The 20,356-nt window shown below is 51.2% G+C and carries 22 protein-coding genes and 1 pseudogene; 12 read left to right on the top strand and 11 right to left on the bottom strand.

The genetic code is table 11. From position 1 onward, the window contains the following. Positions 1-556 precede the first annotated feature (556 nt). Together dtpA and gstA are read left to right on the top strand one after the other, a co-directional pair. Complete coding sequence (gene dtpA / locus AL515_RS12185; RefSeq protein ID WP_048211750.1) at positions 557-2,062, top strand: dipeptide/tripeptide permease DtpA; 1,506 nt, start codon at positions 557-559, stop codon at positions 2,060-2,062. A gap of 104 nt (positions 2,063-2,166) precedes the next feature. Continuing rightward, positions 2,167-2,772 (top strand): glutathione transferase GstA, encoded by a 606-nt coding sequence (gene gstA, locus AL515_RS12180; protein ID WP_048211751.1) that lies wholly within the window; start codon positions 2,167-2,169, stop codon positions 2,770-2,772. A gap of 83 nt (positions 2,773-2,855) precedes the next feature. On the opposite strand, the gene pdxY is transcribed toward gstA, so the two are convergent. The 5 genes from pdxY to anmK all read right to left on the bottom strand — a co-directional run bounded on the left by pdxY (position 2,856) and on the right by anmK (position 7,434). Next, on the bottom strand, positions 2,856-3,716 hold the full coding sequence (gene pdxY / locus AL515_RS12175) for a pyridoxal kinase PdxY (protein ID WP_048211752.1): 861 nt from the start codon (positions 3,714-3,716) through the stop codon (positions 2,856-2,858). A 63-nt stretch (positions 3,717-3,779) separates the two neighbouring features. Further along, positions 3,780-5,054, bottom strand: a complete 1,275-nt coding sequence (tyrS, locus tag AL515_RS12170; RefSeq protein ID WP_020996426.1) for a tyrosine--tRNA ligase — start codon at positions 5,052-5,054, stop codon at positions 3,780-3,782. 126 nt (positions 5,055-5,180) lie between these two features. After that, positions 5,181-5,837 carry a pyridoxamine 5'-phosphate oxidase gene (gene pdxH, locus AL515_RS12165; protein ID WP_048211753.1) on the bottom strand — a complete coding sequence of 219 codons (657 nt, stop codon included), beginning with the start codon at positions 5,835-5,837 and terminating at the stop codon, positions 5,181-5,183. A 58-nt stretch (positions 5,838-5,895) separates the two neighbouring features. Next, positions 5,896-6,225: a C-type lysozyme inhibitor gene (mliC, locus tag AL515_RS12160; RefSeq protein ID WP_086523662.1), complete on the bottom strand. Its 330-nt coding sequence runs from the start codon at positions 6,223-6,225 to the stop codon at positions 5,896-5,898. An 87-nt stretch (positions 6,226-6,312) separates the two neighbouring features. Further along, complete coding sequence (anmK, locus tag AL515_RS12155; protein WP_048211755.1) at positions 6,313-7,434, bottom strand: anhydro-N-acetylmuramic acid kinase; 1,122 nt, start codon at positions 7,432-7,434, stop codon at positions 6,313-6,315. 274 nt (positions 7,435-7,708) lie between these two features. Here anmK and slyB point away from each other — a divergent pair, with 274 nt between their 5' ends. Then, positions 7,709-8,176 (top strand): outer membrane lipoprotein SlyB, encoded by a 468-nt coding sequence (slyB, locus tag AL515_RS12150; protein ID WP_003029175.1) that lies wholly within the window; start codon positions 7,709-7,711, stop codon positions 8,174-8,176. 48 nt (positions 8,177-8,224) lie between these two features. On the opposite strand, the gene slyA is transcribed toward slyB, so the two are convergent. Further along, on the bottom strand, positions 8,225-8,665 hold the full coding sequence (gene slyA, locus AL515_RS12145) for a transcriptional regulator SlyA (RefSeq protein WP_019076732.1): 441 nt from the start codon (positions 8,663-8,665) through the stop codon (positions 8,225-8,227). 192 nt (positions 8,666-8,857) lie between these two features. On the opposite strand from slyA, the gene AL515_RS12140 reads away from it, so the two are divergent. The 3 genes and pseudogenes from AL515_RS12140 (at position 8,858) to AL515_RS12130 (ending at position 11,997) form a co-directional block, all read left to right on the top strand. Beyond that, entirely contained in the window at positions 8,858-9,094 is a 237-nt protein-coding gene (locus AL515_RS12140; protein WP_005127177.1) for a DUF1656 domain-containing protein, read from the top strand. A gap of 2 nt (positions 9,095-9,096) precedes the next feature. Then, positions 9,097-9,960: an efflux RND transporter periplasmic adaptor subunit gene (locus AL515_RS12135; RefSeq protein WP_048211756.1), complete on the top strand. Its 864-nt coding sequence runs from the start codon at positions 9,097-9,099 to the stop codon at positions 9,958-9,960. Continuing rightward, a pseudogene (locus AL515_RS12130) lies at positions 9,957-11,997 on the top strand (FUSC family protein). The gene AL515_RS12135 and the pseudogene AL515_RS12130 overlap by 4 nt, the downstream one beginning before the upstream one ends. Here AL515_RS12130 and sodC read toward each other — a convergent pair. The 3 genes from sodC to AL515_RS12115 form a co-directional block, all read right to left on the bottom strand. Beyond that, positions 11,973-12,494, bottom strand: coding sequence for a superoxide dismutase [Cu-Zn] SodC (sodC, locus tag AL515_RS12125; RefSeq protein WP_005127180.1), 522 nt, complete (start codon positions 12,492-12,494; stop codon positions 11,973-11,975). The pseudogene AL515_RS12130 and the gene sodC sit on opposite strands and share 25 nt — an antisense overlap. An 81-nt stretch (positions 12,495-12,575) precedes the next feature. Further along, positions 12,576-13,472: an aldo/keto reductase gene (locus AL515_RS12120; RefSeq protein ID WP_061067856.1), complete on the bottom strand. Its 897-nt coding sequence runs from the start codon at positions 13,470-13,472 to the stop codon at positions 12,576-12,578. A gap of 49 nt (positions 13,473-13,521) precedes the next feature. Continuing rightward, the gene (locus tag AL515_RS12115) at positions 13,522-13,761 is read right to left on the bottom strand and encodes a DUF1289 domain-containing protein (RefSeq protein ID WP_048211759.1); all 240 of its coding nucleotides are present in this window, start codon (positions 13,759-13,761) and stop codon (positions 13,522-13,524) included. Positions 13,762-13,862: 101 nt separating this feature from the next. On the opposite strand from AL515_RS12115, the gene AL515_RS12110 reads away from it, so the two are divergent. The 4 genes from AL515_RS12110 to rnt all read left to right on the top strand — a co-directional run bounded on the left by AL515_RS12110 (position 13,863) and on the right by rnt (position 16,862). Then, positions 13,863-14,462: a TetR/AcrR family transcriptional regulator gene (locus AL515_RS12110; RefSeq protein ID WP_048211760.1), complete on the top strand. Its 600-nt coding sequence runs from the start codon at positions 13,863-13,865 to the stop codon at positions 14,460-14,462. A 54-nt stretch (positions 14,463-14,516) separates the two neighbouring features. Beyond that, positions 14,517-15,614 (top strand): alkene reductase, encoded by a 1,098-nt coding sequence (locus AL515_RS12105; RefSeq protein WP_061067855.1) that lies wholly within the window; start codon positions 14,517-14,519, stop codon positions 15,612-15,614. A gap of 97 nt (positions 15,615-15,711) precedes the next feature. After that, a complete protein-coding gene (gene gloA / locus AL515_RS12100; RefSeq protein WP_003029198.1) occupies positions 15,712-16,119 on the top strand; it encodes a lactoylglutathione lyase in 408 nt (135 codons plus the stop codon). Positions 16,120-16,214: 95 nt separating this feature from the next. Beyond that, a complete protein-coding gene (rnt, locus tag AL515_RS12095; RefSeq protein WP_048211762.1) occupies positions 16,215-16,862 on the top strand; it encodes a ribonuclease T in 648 nt (215 codons plus the stop codon). A 53-nt stretch (positions 16,863-16,915) separates the two neighbouring features. Here the strand turns inward: rnt and grxD are convergent, their stop codons facing one another. Further along, on the bottom strand, positions 16,916-17,263 hold the full coding sequence (grxD, locus tag AL515_RS12090; RefSeq protein ID WP_003832760.1) for a monothiol glutaredoxin 4: 348 nt from the start codon (positions 17,261-17,263) through the stop codon (positions 16,916-16,918). Between the two features lie 334 nt (positions 17,264-17,597). Between grxD and AL515_RS12085 the strand changes: the two genes are divergently transcribed. Continuing rightward, complete coding sequence (locus AL515_RS12085) at positions 17,598-18,428, top strand: C40 family peptidase (protein ID WP_048211763.1); 831 nt, start codon at positions 17,598-17,600, stop codon at positions 18,426-18,428. 127 nt (positions 18,429-18,555) lie between these two features. After that, positions 18,556-19,137 carry a superoxide dismutase [Fe] gene (sodB, locus tag AL515_RS12080; RefSeq protein ID WP_048211764.1) on the top strand — a complete coding sequence of 194 codons (582 nt, stop codon included), beginning with the start codon at positions 18,556-18,558 and terminating at the stop codon, positions 19,135-19,137. A 40-nt stretch (positions 19,138-19,177) separates the two neighbouring features. Here sodB and AL515_RS12075 read toward each other — a convergent pair whose 3' ends face one another. Continuing rightward, positions 19,178-20,347 carry an MFS transporter gene (locus tag AL515_RS12075; RefSeq protein ID WP_048211765.1) on the bottom strand — a complete coding sequence of 390 codons (1,170 nt, stop codon included), beginning with the start codon at positions 20,345-20,347 and terminating at the stop codon, positions 19,178-19,180. Between the last annotated feature and the right edge of the window lie 9 nt (positions 20,348-20,356).

The following is a 20,356-nucleotide window of genomic DNA, read 5'->3' as shown; positions in this document are numbered from 1 at the left end:
CAACCGTTAATTTCCCGACAATGATGCCGTACCTTCCTGCATATCTAATGTAATATTCTTGTGAACTAACACCTGAGTAGGTTAATCGTTTTTTTAATAGTAGAAATTTCTATCCATCCGTGATCAAGATCACCCTGATAACATTATGTAAAATATTTATTATTTTGTAGTTAAAATGACAATCAGATGACCTGACAGCTTCGTTTCGATACAAAACATTACACTGGCTATTTTTCAGATAATGGACCATATCACTACCTTCAAGCCAAAATAGCAGAACATATCGCCACATTCCCATTTTGACCCCATCCTTACAGTGTAAAAATCTGTCATTCTCCATATGAAGAAATTTAACGCTGGATAACATTTCTCAGCCCCGACGATTTCACCATCTGAGTTATATGTAACAGATTATTACAAACCCCTTGTCTGAATGGTCAAGATAGTGAACATTACTTGCCGTTTCCCCTCCCACTATAACAATCGGACGGATGAACTTGACTCATCACGTACCAGAACACCCCCGTTGATATGGGATGTAAAAAAAGAGGTAAAAGTGTCTACTGCAAACAATAAACCAACAGAAAGCGTCAGTTTAAACGCCTTCAAACAACCAAAAGCGTTCTATCTCATTTTCTCAATTGAGCTATGGGAACGTTTTGGTTATTACGGCCTGCAAGGGATTATGGCCGTCTACCTGGTGAAGCAACTGGGTATGTCAGAAGCGGATTCCATCACCCTTTTCTCCTCCTTTAGCGCCCTGGTGTATGGCCTTGTTGCTATTGGTGGCTGGTTAGGTGATAAAGTTCTGGGTACAAAACGCGTCATTATGCTGGGTGCCGTTGTCCTGGCCATTGGTTATGCGCTGGTTGCATGGTCTGGTCACGATGCGGGTATCGTTTATATGGGTATGGCAGCCATCGCGGTCGGTAACGGCCTGTTTAAAGCGAACCCATCTTCCCTGCTTTCTACCTGCTATGCCAAAGATGACCCGCGTCTTGATGGTGCATTCACCATGTACTACATGTCCGTCAACATCGGCTCATTCTTCTCTATGCTGGCAACACCGTGGCTGGCAGCGCGTTACGGTTGGAGCACCGCGTTCGCCCTGAGCGTTGTGGGTATGCTGATCACCGTTGTTAACTTCGCCTTCTGCCAGCGCTGGGTTAAACAGTACGGTTCCAAGCCTGACTTTGAGCCGATCAACTTCCGTAACCTGCTGCTGACCATCGTTGGCGTTGTGGTGCTGATCGCGATTGCGACCTGGCTGCTGCACAACCAGCAGATCGCACGTATGGTTCTGGGTGTAATTGCTATCGGTATCGTATTTATCTTCGGTAAAGAAGCCTTCACCATGCACGGTGCTGCCCGTCGTAAAATGATCGTCGCCTTCATTCTGATGCTGGAAGCGATTATCTTCTTCGTGCTGTACAGCCAGATGCCGACCTCACTGAACTTCTTTGCGATTCGTAACGTTGAGCACTCTATTCTTGGCATTGCTTTCGAACCTGAACAGTACCAGGCGCTGAACCCGTTCTGGATCATCATTGGTAGCCCAATCCTCGCCGCTATCTATAACAAGATGGGCGATACGCTGCCGATGCCAACCAAATTTGCGATTGGTATGGTGCTGTGTTCCGGTGCGTTCCTGATCCTGCCGCTGGGCGCTAAATTCGCGACCGATGCGGGCATCGTTTCTGTTAACTGGCTGATCATCTGCTACGGTCTGCAAAGTATCGGTGAACTGATGATTTCTGGTCTGGGCCTGGCGATGGTGGCACAGTTGGTTCCACAGCGTCTGATGGGCTTCATTATGGGTAGCTGGTTCCTGACCACTGCCGGTGCAAACATCATCGGTGGTTACGTGGCTAACATGATGGCGGTTCCGGAGAATGTGACCGATCCGCTGATGTCTTTGGAAGTCTACGGTCGCGTGTTCCTGCAGATTGGTGTTGCAACGGCGGTTATCGCTGTTCTGATGCTGCTGACGGCACCGAAACTGAATCGTATGACTCAGGACGACGAAGCCGATGAGAAAGCCGCTAAGGCCGCAACAGCGTAATTCTCAGGGAAACTTAATTTCAGGCCGCTAACTGTTGTTAGCGGCTTTTTTTTTGCTCCAGGTAGCACTACCATACGGTATACCTCAGCCAAAAGGAGTTACCGATGAAACTGTTCTACAAACCGGGCGCTTGTTCTCTCGCTTCCCACATCACACTTCGTGAGAGCGGTAAAGATTTCACTCTGGATGGTGTTGATCTGATGAAGAAACGCCTGGAAAACGGCGACGATTTTTTCGCGGTAAACCCGAAAGGACAAGTTCCCGCACTGTTGCTGGATGATGGTACACTACTGACCGAAGGCGTCGCCATCATGCAATATCTCGCAGATACCGTTCCAGACCGTCATCTCCTGGCCCCTACCAGCAGTCTCTCACGCTACAAAACTATCGAATGGCTTAACTATATCGCTACAGAGCTACATAAAGGTTTTACCCCACTGTTCCGCCCGGACACGCCAGAGGAGTACAAACCAACCGTACGCGCATTGCTTGAGAAAAAAATGCAGTATGTGAACGAATCGCTGAAAGACAACCCGTGGATTTGCGGCGCACGCTTCAGCATTGCTGATGCCTATCTGTTTACCGTACTGCGTTGGGCGTATGCGGTTAAGTTGAATATGGCAGGATTAAGCCATATCGAGGCGTATATGGCGCGGATGGCTGAACGCCCGGCGGTTGCCGCAGCGCTTAAAGCGGAAGGATTAAATTAATTGTTGTTGCCGGGTAGCGCTTGCGCTTACCCGGCCTACAGCCAAACCCAGGCCCGATAAGCGTGAGCGCCATTGCACATTGATTACAGCTGAGTAGCGCTAAAGTAGTGTTCCGGTTTCGCGATACGATCCTGAGCGGCAACCACCTGCAGCTCATACTCCTGCATCTCTTTGGTGGCGATCATAATTTCGTACACCGCCGCAGTCACATGTTCCAGCGCCTGCTGCAATGAAGCCCCCTGCAACAGTTTAACCAACAGCAAGCCACTGGTGACGTCACCAACGCCAACCGGTTGGCGTGAGCCAAAATCAACAAGCGGACGGCTGATATGCCACGCCTGATCAGCGGTGACCAACAGCATCTCAAAGCGATCTGCGCTCATGCCTGCACGGGCAAGATGCTTAACCAGCACAATTTCCGGCCCCTGCGCAATCAGTTCACGGGCAGCCAGCACCGCCTCATCAACATTGTTAACCGCATGCTCGCACAGAATTTCGAGTTCAATCAGATTTGGCGCGATAATGTCGCTGGCCGGAAGTGCGTGACGAACATGAAATTCCGCAACGCCAGGCGCCACGATGCACCCTTTTTCAGGATGACCCATCACTGGATCGCAAAAGAATTTCGCCTGGGGATTTGCCGCTTTCACTTTGCGCACAATACCCAGAATATGCTCGCCCTGCTCAGCGGATCCCAGATAACCACTCAGCACCGCATCGCAGGTCTGAAGTTTATCGATATCAGCAATGCCCTGAACAATCTCAGTCAGGTGACTGGGTGGCATAACACAGCCGGTCCATTTACCGTACTGCGTGTGGTTAGAAAACTGAACGGTGTTGAGCGGCCAGACATTCGCGCCAAGACGACGCATCGGAAATTCGGCAGCACTGTTGCCGGCATGGCCAAAAACAACGTGGGACTGGATGGCGAGGATATTCTTCATTTTACTTACCACAACCCTAAAAAATAAAGGGGCGTAGTTTCCCACGCCCCTGCTGACTTTGACTTACTTCCAGCAAATCAGACAGTAGTTCTTTTTGCCACGGCGCAGTAAGGTGTAGCGGCCGAACAAAATATCACTGTCCTGGAAGAAATATTCCGGGTCAGATTGTTTCTCACCATTAATGGTGACCGCATTAGACGCGATGGTCTTACGCGCCTGACCGCGAGAAGGCTGCAGTTCAGAATCCACCAGCGCCTGCATCAGGTCGGCACCCTTGTCCATTTCAATCATCGGTACACCATCCTGTGCCAGCTGTTCGAAGTCCGCTTCGCTCAGGTCGCTCAGGTTACCATTGAACAGGCTTTCGGTAATGCGTTTCGCCGCCACTAAACCTTCTTCGCCGTGAACCAGACGCGTTACCTGCTCAGCCAGAACATACTGGGCACGCGGCGCTTTACCGCTGTTCTTATCTTCTTCTTCCAGCGCATTGATCTCTTCAATGTCCATGAAAGTGAAGAATTTCAGGAAGCGATATACGTCCGCGTCAGCTGTGTTGATCCAGAACTGGTAGAACTTGTATGGGCTGGTTTTCTTCGGATCCAGCCAAACTGCGCCACCTTCCGTTTTACCGAATTTGGTACCGTCAGCTTTAGTGATCAGCGGAACCGTCAGGCCAAATACCTGATTCTGATGCAGACGGCGGGTCAGATCGATACCCGAGGTAATGTTACCCCACTGGTCAGAACCGCCAATTTGCAATGCCACGCCATGCAGTTTATTCAGGCAGGCAAAATCATAACCTTGCAGCAGGTTGTAAGAAAACTCGGTAAAGGAGATCCCCTGATCGTCACGGTTCAGACGCTGCTTAACCGCTTCTTTGTTGATCATCTGGTTTACGGAGAAGTGTTTGCCGATATCACGCAGGAAAGTCAGTACGTTCATACCGCCAAACCAGTCGTAGTTGTTCGCAGCAATCGCCGAGTTGTCGCCACAGTCGAAATCGAGGAACGGTGCCACCTGTTTGCGAATTTTATCCACCCACTCCTGCACGGTATCTTCAGTATTCAGTTTACGCTCGGCGGCTTTAAAGCTCGGATCGCCAATCAGACCCGTTGCACCACCCACCAACGCAACAGGCTTATGGCCTGCCTGCTGGAAGCGTTTCAGGCATAACAATGGAACCAGATGCCCCAAATGCAAGCTGTCAGCGGTAGGATCGAAGCCGCAATAGAGCGCGATCGGGCCTTGCGCCAGTCGCTCTGCTAACGCTTCCTCGTCCGTCACCTGGGCCACCAGCCCCCGCTCTTGCAATTGTTTAATCAAGTTACTGCTTGCCATCAAAATCTCCATGTATAAAACGACTGCACCTTTGCCGGTACACGACTTTTCGCCTGATGCGAAAGAGACATAGAATAAAGCGCCGGATTCATCAGCACCAGCGCTTAAAACAAGAATTTTGCATCTTTAGGGGGCCAGACGGTCAATTTTCCACGCGTCATCTTCACGTTGGTATAAAAAACGGTCGTGCAGACGGTTTTCACCACCCTGCCAGAACTCCATTTGTTCAATGCTCACGCGAAAGCCGCCCCAGAAACTCGGCAACGGAACTTCCCCTTGCTGAAACTTCTGCTTCAGCTCAAGAAATTTACTTTCCAGAATTCCGCGTGCGGAGATCCGACTGGACTGCTTAGAAACCCAGGCGCCAATCTGGCTATCGCGCGGGCGACTGTGGAAATATTTTACCACCTCAAGCGTGGACAAGCGTTCGGCCTTACCGATGACCATCACCTGCCGTTCCAGCGTATGCCAGGGGAACAAGAGGCTAATGCGTGGGTTGTTCTCGATCTGGTGCGCCTTACGGCTGCCCATGTTGGTATAAAACACCAGCCCTTTGTCATCATAATGTTTGAGCAACACGATTCGCTGATACGGCTGACCGTGTTCATCGACTGTTGCGACGACCATAGCGGTAGGGTCTGCCAGTTTGGCATCACAGGCTTGCCCCAGCCAGCGCTCAAACAGCGCAAGGGGTTCGGCGGGAAGATCGCGGCGGCGAAGACCACCTTTCGTGTATTCACGGCGCAGATGCGCGATTTGCTGCAATTCGTCGTTATCAGACATGATGTTGGCTACGGATTGTCAGTGGGTGACGCTATTGTGCGCCGCCCAGGTGAAAATCTCAACGCTTCGGGTTCTGTAACTGACAGTTATTTAGCACAATTCTGTCTCGTTTATAGACCGTTGCCTCGTCGCCTTTAGACCAGAAGACGTAGATACCATCGGTATAGCGTGCACCTGATGCCGACACACCCTGTTTGAGATTCAATAGTTGATTATCATAAACAAAGCTCGCCACCTGTCGGGTATTGTTCAATTTTACGGTAAGCGGTTTTTCATCACAGCGGTATTCGAGCGTATCCGTTTGCATGCGCTCGACAAATTGGTTGTACACACTACAACCGGTAAGCAATACGGGCAGACACACTAATAACAATTTTTTCATAGCCATATCCTGAAGACTTTCCTGGTCCCGGAGGGCAAAAACACCCTCCCTAACATCCCTAGTTTATCGGTATAGCGCCTGAAATAATTTCAGTTAACTCTGAGTTCGTGGATTGGCGGGGAAAATAGCCCCTAAAACGCTTGGCTCAGATGCACCGGTCACCGAAGGCAGGTTGCCCGGCAGTCCCGCGAGTGTACGCCACGCCAGCCAGGCAAAGGCTAACGCTTCCATATCATCACCACTGATCCCGGCTTCATCGGTGGAGGTCACTTCCGTTCCTGGCAGCAGCGCCGCCAGACGCATCATAAGAAGTGGATTGCGACTACCGCCGCCACATACCATCAACCGTTCACACCCACCGCTCAACAGGACCTGCTCGGAAATCGTCACGGCCGTCAGCTCAGCCAAAGTCGCCTGTACGTCTCGTGGGCGAATTCCCGGAAACTGCGCCAGATGGCGTTCAATCCAGCCATAATTGAAATATTCGCGCCCCGTACTCTTTGGCGCTGGTGCAGAGAAATACGGATCGTTAAGCATCGTTTGCAACAGTGGCAGGATCACTGTACCCGAGCAGGCCCACTGTGCATCTTTATCATAAGGTTGGCCACATTGCCGCCAAATCCACGCATCCATCAGCATATTGCCCGGGCCGGTGTCATACCCCCGAACCGGTTGTTTTGGAATGAGCAGTGACAGATTGGCAATACCACCAATATTTAACACCATCCGGCGTTCCGTTGGATGCGCCAGCAACGCCTGATGAAAAGCGGGAACCAGCGGTGCCCCCTGTCCACCTAACGCGATATCGCGCCGACGAAAATCACCGACCACCGTTACCCCGGTACGCGCTACAATCTGGTTGTTATCACCAATTTGTAGCGTGTGTGGCGCAATTCCTGTCGGTTCATGCCACACGGTTTGCCCATGACAGCCGATCGCGACAATATCCTGCGGTTTTAATTTTTCCTGCTGCAGCAACGCGTTCACCGCATCAGCGAACAAACGCCCCAACTGCGTGTCCAGTTGACCGTATTGGGAAAGCGTCAGTTGCTGCCCCTGACAAATATCCAGAATGGCCTGTTTTACATGAACGGGGATGGGCCATGTCAGACTTGCCTGCTGCGCAACCATCGTTTCATCTATCGCCGCCAGCACAACATCCACACCATCAAGGCTGGTTCCAGACATCACTCCGATAAAACGGCCCGATTTCATACGTCATCCTTTTAAGCAAATTAGCCTTGACACTCCACCATAAAGTGTCGACTAATTCCATGCTTCCTTGATGATTTTTGCAGGTTAATCTTTCCAGTAACCGCTAAATTCCATCACCGTGATGAATGATTCGTTTATACTCGGTTAACCCGATTTCGGTTAAGATTTTCATATTATTCCAGTAGAACATGTGACCTTAGACTCACAAATGCCATATAATTTAGCCATGAGGAGTGCTTTATTAGCGTTTCGTGGTGACAAAGGAGATTTGTAAATGATTAAACGTGTGCTGATTGTTTCATTAATGGGCGTATCTTTAGCGGGCTGCGTTAACAATGATAGCCTTTCCGGTGACGTGTATACCGCATCCGAAGCGAAACAAGTTCAGAACGTTACCTACGGTACGATTGTTCATGTTCGTCCGGTGCAAATCCAGGGTGGTGACGACGCAAACGTGATTGGCGCTATTGGTGGTGCTGTGCTGGGTGGGTTCCTCGGTAACACCGTAGGCGGCGGTACCGGTCGTTCATTAGCGACAGCTGCAGGTGCGGTTGCTGGTGGCGTAGCAGGCCAGGGCGTACAAGGCGCGATGAATAAAACCCAGGGCGTAGAACTGGAAATTCGTAAGGATGACGGTAATACCATTATGGTGGTTCAGAAGCAGGGTGCGACCAAATTCTCTGCGGGCCAGCGCGTTGTTATGGCTAACAATGGTAGCCAGGTTACCGTGTCTCCACGTTAATCGAATTCACGTGTGGTCAGCCTCTGGCCACACGTCGTTTTGATCGCTTTAGCCCTGCGACTGCAGTTCAATGATATTGTGTTCCAGTCTGGCGACCAGTTTTATCAGCAGATCAATTTCCTCAGCGGAAATCCCTTCCAGAATTTCGCCGCGCGTTTTATTGATAACCGCTTCCATATCAGCAATCAGCGGTTCGGCCTTCTCCGTTAATTTAATTCTCTTTGCCCGACGATCGCTGGCGCAAGTCTGTCGTGAAATGAGTCCCTTTTCTTCTAACTGGTCGAGTGTACGCACCAATGAAGGCTGCTCAATACCAATCGCTTTAGCCAGTTGAATCTGTGATTGATCCGGTGGCAACTGATGAATGTTGTGCAGCGTAACCCAATGCGTCTGCGTCAACTCCAGAGGTTTCAGGCGATGGTCAATCAGAGCACGCCAAATGCGCACCAACCGTGCCAGATCAGAACCTAATGGCGATTCCAATTTCATCTCCTTATAATTAGCTTGCTAAGTTATTGTGCTGATTTTAGAATAGTGTGCAGCATTTGTATTCCCAAAACAAATGTATTGCCAAATTTGCTTACCGGATGACATTTTTTCAGACATTATGCGTTACAGAGACACATTGTCCCTTTTTTTGCTAAACCTATAGCAACGCTCTTTTCGCCAAGGATTTTGCCCGTGAAGTTTATGTTTAATGCAACAGGATTGCCCCTACAAGATTTAATGATCGGAGCATCTGTCTACTTCCCCCCTATTTTCAAGGCGTTTGTTGCAGGATTTATCCTCTGGCTAGTTGTTCATCGCCTGCTACGCGACTGGATCTATTCTGGCGAAATCTGGCATCCCCTGTTAATGGATCTGTCCCTCTTTACGCTTTGCGTGTGTCTGGCCTTTGTCATGTTGATTGCGTGGTGATTATGTCGCTTAAAACCATTAAATACTTCTCCACTATTATAGTCGCTGTCATCGCCGTCCTCGCCGGGTGGTGGATGTGGAATTACTATATGCAATCTCCATGGACGCGTGACGGAAAAGTCCGCGCTGAACAGGTCAGCATCACACCGCAAATCTCTGGCAGCATTAGTGAACTCAACATTAAAGATAATCAACTGGTTAACAAAGGCGATATTCTTTTTGTTATCGACAAGACCCCTTTCCAAATAGCTGAGCTGAATGCACAGGCTCAACTGGCCAAAGCGCAGTCCGATCTGACCAAAGCCGATAATGAAGCCAGACGTCGCCGCAATTTGTCGCAAAATTTCATCTCGGCAGAAGATTTGGACAGTGCACTGCTCAATGTAAAAGCCATGCAGGCGACCGTTGCCGCAGCCCAGGCCAGCTTGCGCCATGCTCAGTGGCAACTGGCGCAAACGGTAGTCAAAGCCCCGGTCACAGGCTGGGTCACCAATCTATCAACCCGTACCGGAGACTACGCCTCAACGGGTAAACCGCTGTTTGCTCTGGTCGACAGTCACTCTTTTTATGTCATGGGCTATTTCGAAGAAACCAAGCTACGCCATATTCAAGACGGGGCACCTGCTCTAATCACTCTCTACAGCGGCAACATTAAGTTACAGGGTCACGTTTCCAGCATTGGTCGCGCTATTTATGATCAGAGCGTGGAAAGCAATTCCGGTCTGGTTCCTGACATCAAACCAAACGTTCCGTGGGTCCGTCTGGCGCAGCGGGTTCCTGTTCGTATCGAATTTGATACCCTTCCGCACGATGTTACGCTGGTTTCGGGGACAACCTGTAGCGTGTCCATCGGTCAGCAAAAATGAAACTGCCCCGCCTGACACCAGCCAGTCTGCCGTGGTTTAAAGCCACGAGCGGACAATGGCGTTACGCGCTGCGTAATACTATTGCGATGTGTCTGGCGCTAACCTTCGCCTATTACCTCAATCTGGACGAACCCTACTGGGCGATGACATCAGCAGCGGTAGTCAGTTTTCCAACCGTTGGTGGCGTGATCAGCAAAAGTCTGGGGCGTATCGCGGGCAGTTTACTTGGTGCAACGGCCGCATTGATTATAGCCGGCCATACACTCAATGAACCGTGGCTGTTTCTGTTGAGCATGTCAGTCTGGATCGGTTTTTGTACCTGGGCGTGCGCGCATTTCACCAACAACGTGGCCTACGCTTTTCAACTGGCAGGCTATACCGCGGCGATTATTGCGTTTCCAATGGTGCATATTACAGAGGTTACGCAACTGTGGGATATCGCCCAGGCACGTGTGTGCGAAGTCATTGTCGGGATCCTGTGTGGCGGCTTGATGATGATGATCCTGCCCAGTACATCCGATGGCACCACGCTGTTGACCGCATTGAAAAATATGCATGCACGTTTGCTGGAGCATGCCAGTTTACTCTGGCAGCCAGAAACCACAGATGCTATCCGCACCGCCCATGAAGGGGTGATCGGCCAAATCCTGACCATGAATCTGCTACGTATTCAGGCGTTCTGGAGCCACTACCGTTTTCGCCGTCAAAATACCTTGCTCAATGCGTTGTTACACCAGCAGTTGCGGTTGACCAGCGTAATTTCCAGTCTGCGGCGGATGCTACTGAACTGGCCCAATCCCCCGGCAAATACCCGGAATGTCATTGAGCAGTTGCTGAACGCATTGGTAAAACCCGATACCGACAGCTACGCCGTCGCGCGGATTATCGCCCCGCTGTGCCCCGTCGATCAGCATGACTATCGGCACGTCGCCTTCTGGCAGCGTCTGCGCTATTTTTGCCGTATCTATCTGAAAAGCAGCCATTATCTGCGCTTACTGGAAAAGGGGGTTACGGTCGATAATATCAATATTGAGCGCACGCCGGGTCTTGCCCGTCATACCGATAACGCGGAGGCTCTCTGGAGCGGATTGCGTACCTTCATTACGCTGATGGCAATCGGCGCGTGGAGCATTGGCGCACAATGGGAATCAGGCTCCGGGGCTCTGACACTTGCCGCCATCAGCTGCGTGTTGTATTCCGCCGTAGCAGCCCCCTTCAAATCACTCTCTTTGCTGATGCGCACGCTGGTCCTGCTGTCGCTGTTCAGTTTTGTGGTGAAATTCGGTCTGATGGTACAAATTACCGATCTCTGGCAGTTCATTCTGTTTCTCTTCCCACTGCTTGCCACCATGCAGTTGTTAAAATTACAGATGCCGAAACTGGCGGGGCTTTGGGGACAGCTGATCGTCTTTATGGGATCGTTCATCGCGGTGACCAATCCTCCCGTCTATGATTTTGCAGTTTTTTTGAATGACAATACGGCGAAGATCACGGGCGTCGCTCTGTCGTGGCTGGCTTTTGCCATTCTGCGGCCAGGTTCTGATGCGAGAAAGAGCCGCCGTCATATTCGCGCGTTACGGCGTAACTTTGTTGATCAACTTAGCCGCCATCCGTCACTCAGTGAAAATGAGTTTGAGTCACTGACCTATCATCATGTCAGCCAGCTCAGCAACAGCCAGGATGCACTGGCGCGACGTTGGTTACTACGCTGGGGAGTGGTGCTACTGAACTGCTCACACGTGGTATGGCAACTTCGCGTCTGGGAGGCACGATCAGATCCGTTGGCGCGCGTCAGGGATGTGTGTATATCACTGTTACGCGATGTGATGAGTGAACGTGGCGTGCAGCAACGTCCGCTGAATGCCACGCTTAACGAACTCCAGCGCATCTGTGATGCACTGGCCCATCATCATCAGCCCGCAGCGCAGGAGTTATCGGCCCTTATCTGGCGACTACACTGCTCACTTTCACAACTTGAGCAAGCGCCGCCACCGGGCACGCTGAGTCGCTGATTACTTGATAACACCACAGGCGTAGCGCGCACCTCCGCCGCCAAGTGGTTTCGGTTGATCGGACATATTATCGCCACCCACATGGATCATCAGCGCCTTACCTTTTACCTCGTCGAGCGTTTTGAGCCGCGGCGCAACAACCGGCGTTGTCGCATTCCCTTCGTTATTTACCACCAGCAATGGCAGGTCACCCATGTGACCTGCGCCTTCCGGACCTTCATGCTTGCCAGTTTTATGCGGATCATAATGACCGCCAGCCGATTCTGCTGCTGAGGCTTTACCCTCTTTGATAGCGGGTTGGCAACTGCCGTTAGCATGCACATGAAAACCATGTTCACCCGGTGGCAGTGCTTTAAGATCAGGCGTAAACTCCAGCCCTTTTGCGGATTCGGCAATAGTGACCGTACCAATCTCCTGGCCAACGCCCTGTGACGTCACCAGATTCATCACCACCTTCTCACTGGCAGCCTGTGCACCTGCACAGGCCAATAACGTGATGATGGCTAAACTCAAACGTTTCATACAACCTCCGTCATCCAGGTGTCTGACTGATAAGTGTAATCCAGTGGCACAAATTTGAACGACGGAACGCTGAATACGTGATTAAGGCACGTCGTAACCGAGCGCCGCTTTACGAATACGGAACCACTGCTGGCGAGACATGTTCAATGACTCTGATTCAATTGCAGCACGCACACGTTCGATTTTACCCGAGCCAATAATCGGCAGTGGCTGCGACGGCAGACGCAGGATCCACGCATACACCACTTGTTCTATGGACTGTGCATTCAGTTCTTCTGCTATCACGGCAAGTTCATTTCGTAATGGCTGGAACGCATCGTCATTAAACAAGCGACCGCCGCCGAGGCAGGACCAGGCCATTGGACGGATACGCAACTGCTGTAGTTGATCTAAAGTGCCATCCAGCAGGAGCGGCTGATGTACCGGTGAAATTTCTACCTGGTTGGTCGCCAGCGTAAACGGCAGACGCGATTGCAGCAATGAGAACTGTGCCGGGGTGAAGTTAGAGACACCAAAATGGCGCACCTTACCGCTATGATGTAATGTCTTGAAAGCTTCCGCCACATCGTCTGCATCCATTAACGGATCGGGACGGTGGATCAACAGCAGATCAAGATGATCGGTTGCCAGCAGCTTCAGCGACTGTTCGGCACTGGCAATAATATGGGCGCGGTCAGTGATGTAATGACCCAGCGCGTTTTCCTCTTTCGCCGTCGTGGCAATACCGCATTTGGTAACAATCTGCATTTTTTCACGCAGGTGCGGTGCCAGTTTCATCGCCTCGCCAAACGCCGCCTCACACTGGTATCCGCCATAAATATCCGCGTGATCGACAGTCGTGACACCCAGATCGAGATGTTCCTCAATAAAGCTGACTAGCTGACGTGCGGACATATTCCAGTCCATCAGGCGCCAGTACCCCATCACAAAGCGCGAAAATTCCGGGCCTTGCGGCGCAATAGTAATACGCTGAACCATAGCAGCTTCCTTATAAGTGAATGTGCATCGAGTATACGCAATTACGCTTTTAAAAGAGTGAAGGTTGTTGCGGTTCTTCCGGCGGGTTGGATTTGTTTGCGCGTAATTTACGCATCAGGCGCTGGCGACAAAGCCGCAGTACCTCCTGCTTTTGGGCATCGCTCATTTTCTGCCAGTTAAAACGCTCATCCCGACTGCGAAAACAGCCACGGCAAAATCCGCGTTCGTCAGACTGACATATTCCACGGCATGGGCTCTGGACAGGGAAAAACTCCAGCTGTTCGGCCACATCCCCTCCTTTAGTAAGATTGATATACCTATTGAAGACGTTAACTGAATTTCTCGCAAGGGCTATTGCATTAGACCGACTGGTCTATTACACTTCGTCCCATGAACAAAGTCACTGAACACGATACACGCGAACATCTGCTGGCGACCGGCGAACTGCTGTGTATGCAGCGCGGCTTCACCGGCATGGGCTTAAGCGAACTACTGAAAACAGCTGAAGTTCCTAAAGGTTCGTTTTATCACTATTTTCGCTCGAAAGAAGCGTTCGGCGTCGCGATGCTGGAACGCCACTATGCGGCCTATCATCAGCGACTGGCTACGCATTTTGCTACAGGGGCGGGGAATTACCGCGACCGTATCCTGGCCTACTATCAGGAAACCCTGAACCAGTTTAGCCAGCACGGCATTATCAGCGGCTGTTTAACCGTTAAGCTGTCTGCCGAAGTGTGCGATCTGTCAGAGGATATGCGCACAGCGATGGATAAAGGTGCACGGCACATTATTGCGCTGTTAGCGCAGGCGCTGGAGAAAGGCCGGGGCAATCACTGTCTGTCCTTTGTTGGCGAGCCGTTACAGCAGGCACAGGTGCTGTATGCATTGTGGCTGGGCGCCAACCTCCAGGCCAAGATTTCTCGTAGCGCCACTCCGTTGGAAAATGCGCTGGCGCACGTTAAAACCATCATTACAACGCCTGCCGTTTAACAGGCGTTTTTATTTCCTTTATTACTAGACGACCGGTCTATTCAGGAGTGCCACATGTCATCTGAAAAACTGTTTTCCCCACTGAAAGTGGGCGCCATTACGGCAGCGAACCGCATATTCATGGCGCCACTGACGCGTCTGCGCAGCATCGAGCCGGGCGACATCCCTACTCCGCTGATGGCCGAGTATTACCGTCAACGCGCCAGCGCAGGTCTTATTATCAGTGAAGCGACGCAGATCTCCGCCCAGGCGAAAGGCTACGCAGGGGCGCCGGGGCTACACAGCGAAGCACAGATTGCCGCATGGAAAAAAATCACTGCGGCCGTACATGCTGAGCAAGGTCATATTGCTGTTCAGTTGTGGCACACCGGGCGCATTTCTCACGCCAGTCTGCAGCCAAATGGTCAGGCACCGGTTGCGCCTTCTGCGATTAGCGCCGGTACCCGTACCTCACTGCGCGATGAAAATGGCCAGGCAACACGTGTCGATACCTCAATGCCGCGTGCGCTGGAAACCGAAGAAATCCCAGGCATCGTAAATGACTTCCGTCAGGCAATAGCCAACGCGCGCGAAGCGGGTTTCGACATGGTTGAACTACACTCTGCCCACGGCTACCTGCTGCACCAGTTCCTGTCGCCAACCTCTAACCAGCGTACCGATCAATACGGCGGTAGCGTCGAAAATCGTGCGCGTCTTGTGCTGGAAGTGGTTGATGCCGGTATTAAAGAATGGGGTGCCGATCGCATTGGTATTCGTGTTTCCCCTATCGGCTCGTTCCAGAACGTCGACAACGGTCCGAATGAAGAGGCTGATGCTCTGTACCTGATTGAACAACTGGGCAAACGCGGCATTGCTTATCTGCACATGTCCGAGCCAGACTGGGCTGGTGGCGAACCGTATTCAGACGCGTTTCGCGAGAAAGTTCGCGCCCGTTTCCACAGTCCGATTATTGGTGCGGGCGCCTATACGCCAGAGAAAGCCGAATCACTGATCGAGAAAGGTCTGATCGATGCTGTTGCCTTTGGTCGTGCTTACATTGCTAACCCGGATCTGGTTGCACGTCTGCAGCGTAAAGCCGAGCTCAATCCACAGCGTGCGGAAAGTTTCTACGGCGGCGGTGCTGAAGGCTATACCGATTATCCTACCCTGTAACCTCACAAACTCAGTTCTGCCATTGATAGCGGCGTAACAACGCCGCTATACTAAAACAACATTTTGAATGTATTAGCCATTTTCGAAGGGGAAAAAGATGCGTTTACTTCATACCATGCTGCGCGTGGGTGACCTGCAGCGTTCCATCGAGTTTTATACTAACGTGTTGGGCATGAAGCTGCTGCGTACCAGCGAAAACCCTGAATACAAGTACTCTCTGGCCTTTGTCGGCTACGGCCCGGAAACCAGCGAAGCGGTGATCGAACTGACTTATAACTGGGGTGTCGATAAGTATGAGCTGGGCACAGCCTACGGTCATATCGCCCTGAGCGTAGATAACGCGGCAGAGGCCTGTGAACGTATTCGTCAAAACGGCGGTAACGTAACGCGTGAAGCGGGTCCGGTAAAAGGCGGCACAACAGTGATCGCGTTTGTTGAAGATCCGGACGGCTATAAAATTGAGCTGATCGAAGAAAAAGACGCCGGCCGCGGTCTGGGCGACTAACCCCCCCCTCGGGCGCAGATCGTCTGTGCCCGTAGTTTTATACTCATCATTTTGCCATAATACGCGCTGCAATTTTCCCGTATTAAGAGACCCAGATGTCCGATAACGCTCAACTTTCCGGTCTGTGTGACCGTTTTCGTGGTTTTTATCCTGTCGTCATTGATGTCGAAACAGCAGGATTTAACGCCAAAACCGATGCGCTGCTTGAAATTGCCGCCATCACTCTGAAAATGGATGAACAAGGCTGGCTGATGCCGGACATGACGTTACATTTCCACGTTGAACCGTTTGAAGGGGCGAATTTACAACCCGAAGCGCTGGCATTTAACGGTATCGACCCGAGCAACCCGCTGCGTGGCGCGGTCAGCGAGTACGACGCGCTGCATGCCATCTTCAAAATGGTGCGTAAAGGTATCAAAGATAGCGGCTGTAATCGGGCTATCATGGTGGCGCACAATGCGACATTTGATCACAGTTTTATGATGGCTGCAGCAGAACGCGCTTCACTGAAACGTAATCCGTTTCACCCCTTCGTCACCTTTGATACGGCAGCATTAAGCGGCCTGTCGTTGGGGCAAACAGTACTGTCGAAAGCCTGTCTGGCTGCAGGAATGGAGTTTGATGGGACTCAGGCGCACTCGGCGCTGTATGACACAGAACGGACAGCCGTTCTGTTTTGCGAAATCGTTAACCGCTGGAAACGCCTCGGCGGTTGGCCTCTTCCCATGCCCGAAGAAGCATAACGGACCGATAAAAAAAGCGACCATCACAGGTCGCTTTTTTATTTCCGCTAAAATTACTCAGCGTCTGGCTCTTCGGTTTTGTATTTCGCAGCAGTTTCTTTAATCAACTGCTGCAACTCCCCGCGCTGGTACATTTCAATTAAAATGTCACAGCCGCCTACCAGTTCACCATCAACCCACAGCTGTGGGAAAGTCGGCCAGTTGGCATATTTCGGCAGCTCGGCGCGAATATCCGGGTTCTGCAGAATATCAACATAAGCAAAACGTTCACCACAGGCGGACAACGCTTGCACAGCCTGAGCAGAGAAACCGCAGCTTGGCAGTTTTGGGGAACCTTTCATGTACAGGAGAATCGGGTTTTCAGCGATCTGGCGCTGGATTTTTTCGATAGTGGTGCTCATTATCTTGCTTCCTTAAACTTCTTTTACGGCAGTAGTCTGACATTGTAGCGGGTCAGGCAGGTAACGGAAAATAACATTTTCATTACGCGATATTATTTTATCGCCTGTCGTTAAAAGTTGCATTCACAATCTCATTTATCCGCATGAAGCCTGTGGATTTGATTATCTGTTCACCAATTACGCCCTGAATTGCTGTTTTTTTTTGCGGTCGGTTACGAAACGTAGTTTTAAACGAAAAAAGCTATTAACTTTCCCTCTTTCTATAGATTAGAATCGTCAAGTTTTGAAAATCACACGCAGGCACGATAGACCTGCCTTACCAGAGGACTGCTCAGTGGCGCGGATAAACCGAATCTCGATCACGCTCTGTGCTTTACTTTTTACCACACTGCCTTTTACGCCTATGGCTCATGCTTCCAAGCAGGCCAGGACGACACCTACCGCTTCCCACACCGTCAAGACGGTAGATAAAAAGAAAAGCGCAACAGCCAGCCAAAAAGCAACAAAAACCAACAAGAAAACGGCGACAAAAAACACCAGTAAAACCAGTACGAAAACGGCTTCCTCCTCCAAAAAACGCACAGCGACTCCGGCAAAATCGACGAAAACAGCAAACCGTCGTAGTAAAACAGCGGCAATACAATCCCCCGCCGTCACCTGGACTGAAAAATGTACCCCGCGCAAAGGTCATAAGCCACGTTGCGTAAAAGTGAAGACGACTGCGCCAACAGCCGTTGCTGATGTACATAAAGTGAAAGTACAGAAAGCAACCAAAACCGCCATGTCTACCCTGATGAACCAAATCGGCAAACCTTACCGTTGGGGGGGCACCTCACCCAGAACCGGTTTTGATTGCAGCGGGCTGGTTTATTACGCATACAAAGATCTGGTCAAGTTCCGCATTCCGCGTACCGCCAATGAAATGTATCACCTGCGCGACGCTGCGCCGATTGAACGTGGCGAACTGAAAAACGGTGATCTGGTCTTCTTCCGCACGCAAGGTCGCGGTACCGCCGACCACGTTGGCGTCTATGTCGGCAATGGTAAATTTATCCAGTCTCCACGCAGCGGTCAGGAAATTCAAATAACCTCTCTGAGCGAAGATTACTGGCAACGCCACTACGTGGGCGCTCGCCGTGTAATGACGCCGAAAACAATTCGCTAAAAACTTACCCTACAGAATATGCTGTAGGGTAAGTTCTTCTTTTGCATAACCTTTCAATTTGCTACCCTATCCTTACTCACAATGAGGCTATTGTGTGTACTCAATATAAATAATAAGGAGAGAAGCAATGTCGTTCGAATTACCTGCATTACCGTATGCCAAAGATGCTCTGGCACCGCACATTTCTGCCGAAACGCTGGAATACCACTATGGCAAACATCACCAGACTTACGTTACTAACCTGAATAACCTGATTAAAGGCACGGCGTTTGAAGGTAAATCACTGGAAGAGATCGTACGTAGCTCTGAAGGTGGTGTATTCAATAACGCAGCCCAGGTCTGGAACCACACGTTCTACTGGAACTGCCTGGCCCCGAACGCAGGTGGCGAGCCGACCGGTAAACTGGCCGAAGCGATTGCCGCCTCCTTTGGCAGCTTTGCAGACTTCAAAGCACAATTCACCGATGCCGCTATCAAGAATTTCGGTTCTGGCTGGACCTGGCTGGTCAAAGGAACGGATGGCAAACTGGCTATCGTGTCCACCTCCAACGCAGGTACACCGCTGACGACTGACGCGACGCCGCTGATGACCGTTGACGTGTGGGAACATGCTTACTACATCGATTATCGTAATGCCCGTCCTGGCTACCTGGAACACTTCTGGGCACTGGTGAACTGGGAATTTGTTGCGAAAAACTTCGCAGCATAAGATGACAACGCAGAAGGGTTTCCCTTCTGCGTTTTTGTTTTTAATTCGTTGCGTTGCAGACTTCTTCCGCTTGTTTCCTTGCCGAGACAAAGACCAGCAGTAGCGCAAGTCCCGCCACAATCGCCCCCATTACCGGTACGAAACTGTAGCCCAACCCTCCGGAAATTACCGCCCCACCAGCCGCCGCTCCCAGGGCATTCCCCAGATTAAACGCGCCAATATTAACTGACGATGACAATCCAGGCGCCTCGCTGGCAACGCGCATCACACGCATCTGCAGCGGCGGAACCACCGCAAACGTTGCTGCACCCCACACCACCATACTCACGGCCGCACCCAGCTCATTACGCGCAAGGAAAGGTATCGCCAGCATAATAATCATCAGCAACAGTAAAAAGCCTTTCAGCGTACCGTTAACCGAACGGTCAGCCAGTTTACCCCCCAGATAGTTACCGATAGAGAACCCAACGCCAATCAGCACCAGCATAGCGGTGACAAACGCCGGTGTAGCATGAGTAATGCTATGCAGCACGGGTGAGATGTAGGTATAAAGCGTAAACATCGCCCCGGCCCCCAGAACGGTCGTCAGCAGAGCCGACAACACCTGCGGACGCATGAGTACCGCCAGTTCGCTGCGGACATCCGGGCGCTCTCCTGCCCCACCTTTGGGTAATGAGAAGAACAGGCTGACCATGGCGATAACACCCAGTCCCGCCGTCGCCATAAAGGACATACGCCAGCCGATGGTTTCCCCAAGCCAGGTTGCTGCGGGAACACCGCCAATATTGGCAATTGTTAACCCCATAAACATAGTTGCTACGGCACTGGCCTGTTTGTGTTTGGGCACCACGCTTGCGGCAACCACAGAGCCAAGGCCGAAAAATGCCCCGTGGTTAAGACTGGTCAAAATGCGCGACAGCATCAGCGTCGTGTAATCCGGAGATATCGCCGAAAGTACATTACCCAACGTAAAAATGGCCATCAGGAAGATAAGCGCATTGCGACGCGCACGATGGGACAGCAGTAATGTCATCAGCGGGGCGCCAACCATCACGCCTACCGCATACGCGCTGATTAACATCCCTGCGGCCGGAATGGATACATCCACGCCTTTGGCAATGACGGGTAGCAACCCCATAGGAGAAAATTCGGTCGTTCCAATGCCAAACGCACCTATCGCCAGCGCCAGTAAAGGATAATTTAGTTTCATCTATCGACT

The sequence above is a fragment of the Citrobacter sp. FDAARGOS_156 genome, assembly GCF_001559235.2.
GTDB classification, from domain to species: Bacteria; Pseudomonadota; Gammaproteobacteria; order Enterobacterales; family Enterobacteriaceae; genus Citrobacter; species Citrobacter youngae.
This window is presented reverse-complemented; position numbering and strand designations above follow the sequence as displayed.

Bases quoted from the DNA above. Each gene is read 5' to 3' on its own strand.
- sodB (WP_048211764.1), top strand. From the start codon at position 18,556: ATGTCGTTCGAATTACCTGCATTACCGTATGCCAAAGATGCTCTGGCA.
- slyA (WP_019076732.1), bottom strand. From the start codon at position 8,665: ATGAAATTGGAATCGCCATTAGGTTCTGATCTGGCACGGTTGGTGCGC.
- rnt (WP_048211762.1), top strand. From the start codon at position 16,215: ATGTCCGATAACGCTCAACTTTCCGGTCTGTGTGACCGTTTTCGTGGT.
- grxD (WP_003832760.1), bottom strand. From the start codon at position 17,263: ATGAGCACCACTATCGAAAAAATCCAGCGCCAGATCGCTGAAAACCCG.
- AL515_RS12120 (WP_061067856.1), bottom strand. From the start codon at position 13,472: ATGGTTCAGCGTATTACTATTGCGCCGCAAGGCCCGGAATTTTCGCGC.
- anmK (WP_048211755.1), bottom strand. From the start codon at position 7,434: ATGAAATCGGGCCGTTTTATCGGAGTGATGTCTGGAACCAGCCTTGAT.
- mliC (WP_086523662.1), bottom strand. From the start codon at position 6,225: ATGGCTATGAAAAAATTGTTATTAGTGTGTCTGCCCGTATTGCTTACC.
- AL515_RS12105 (WP_061067855.1), top strand. From the start codon at position 14,517: ATGTCATCTGAAAAACTGTTTTCCCCACTGAAAGTGGGCGCCATTACG.
- AL515_RS12110 (WP_048211760.1), top strand. From the start codon at position 13,863: ATGAACAAAGTCACTGAACACGATACACGCGAACATCTGCTGGCGACC.
- AL515_RS12135 (WP_048211756.1), top strand. From the start codon at position 9,097: ATGTCGCTTAAAACCATTAAATACTTCTCCACTATTATAGTCGCTGTC.
- gstA (WP_048211751.1), top strand. From the start codon at position 2,167: ATGAAACTGTTCTACAAACCGGGCGCTTGTTCTCTCGCTTCCCACATC.
- sodC (WP_005127180.1), bottom strand. From the start codon at position 12,494: ATGAAACGTTTGAGTTTAGCCATCATCACGTTATTGGCCTGTGCAGGT.
- tyrS (WP_020996426.1), bottom strand. From the start codon at position 5,054: ATGGCAAGCAGTAACTTGATTAAACAATTGCAAGAGCGGGGGCTGGTG.
- pdxH (WP_048211753.1), bottom strand. From the start codon at position 5,837: ATGTCTGATAACGACGAATTGCAGCAAATCGCGCATCTGCGCCGTGAA.
- gloA (WP_003029198.1), top strand. From the start codon at position 15,712: ATGCGTTTACTTCATACCATGCTGCGCGTGGGTGACCTGCAGCGTTCC.
- slyB (WP_003029175.1), top strand. From the start codon at position 7,709: ATGATTAAACGTGTGCTGATTGTTTCATTAATGGGCGTATCTTTAGCG.
- AL515_RS12075 (WP_048211765.1), bottom strand. From the start codon at position 20,347: ATGAAACTAAATTATCCTTTACTGGCGCTGGCGATAGGTGCGTTTGGC.
- pdxY (WP_048211752.1), bottom strand. From the start codon at position 3,716: ATGAAGAATATCCTCGCCATCCAGTCCCACGTTGTTTTTGGCCATGCC.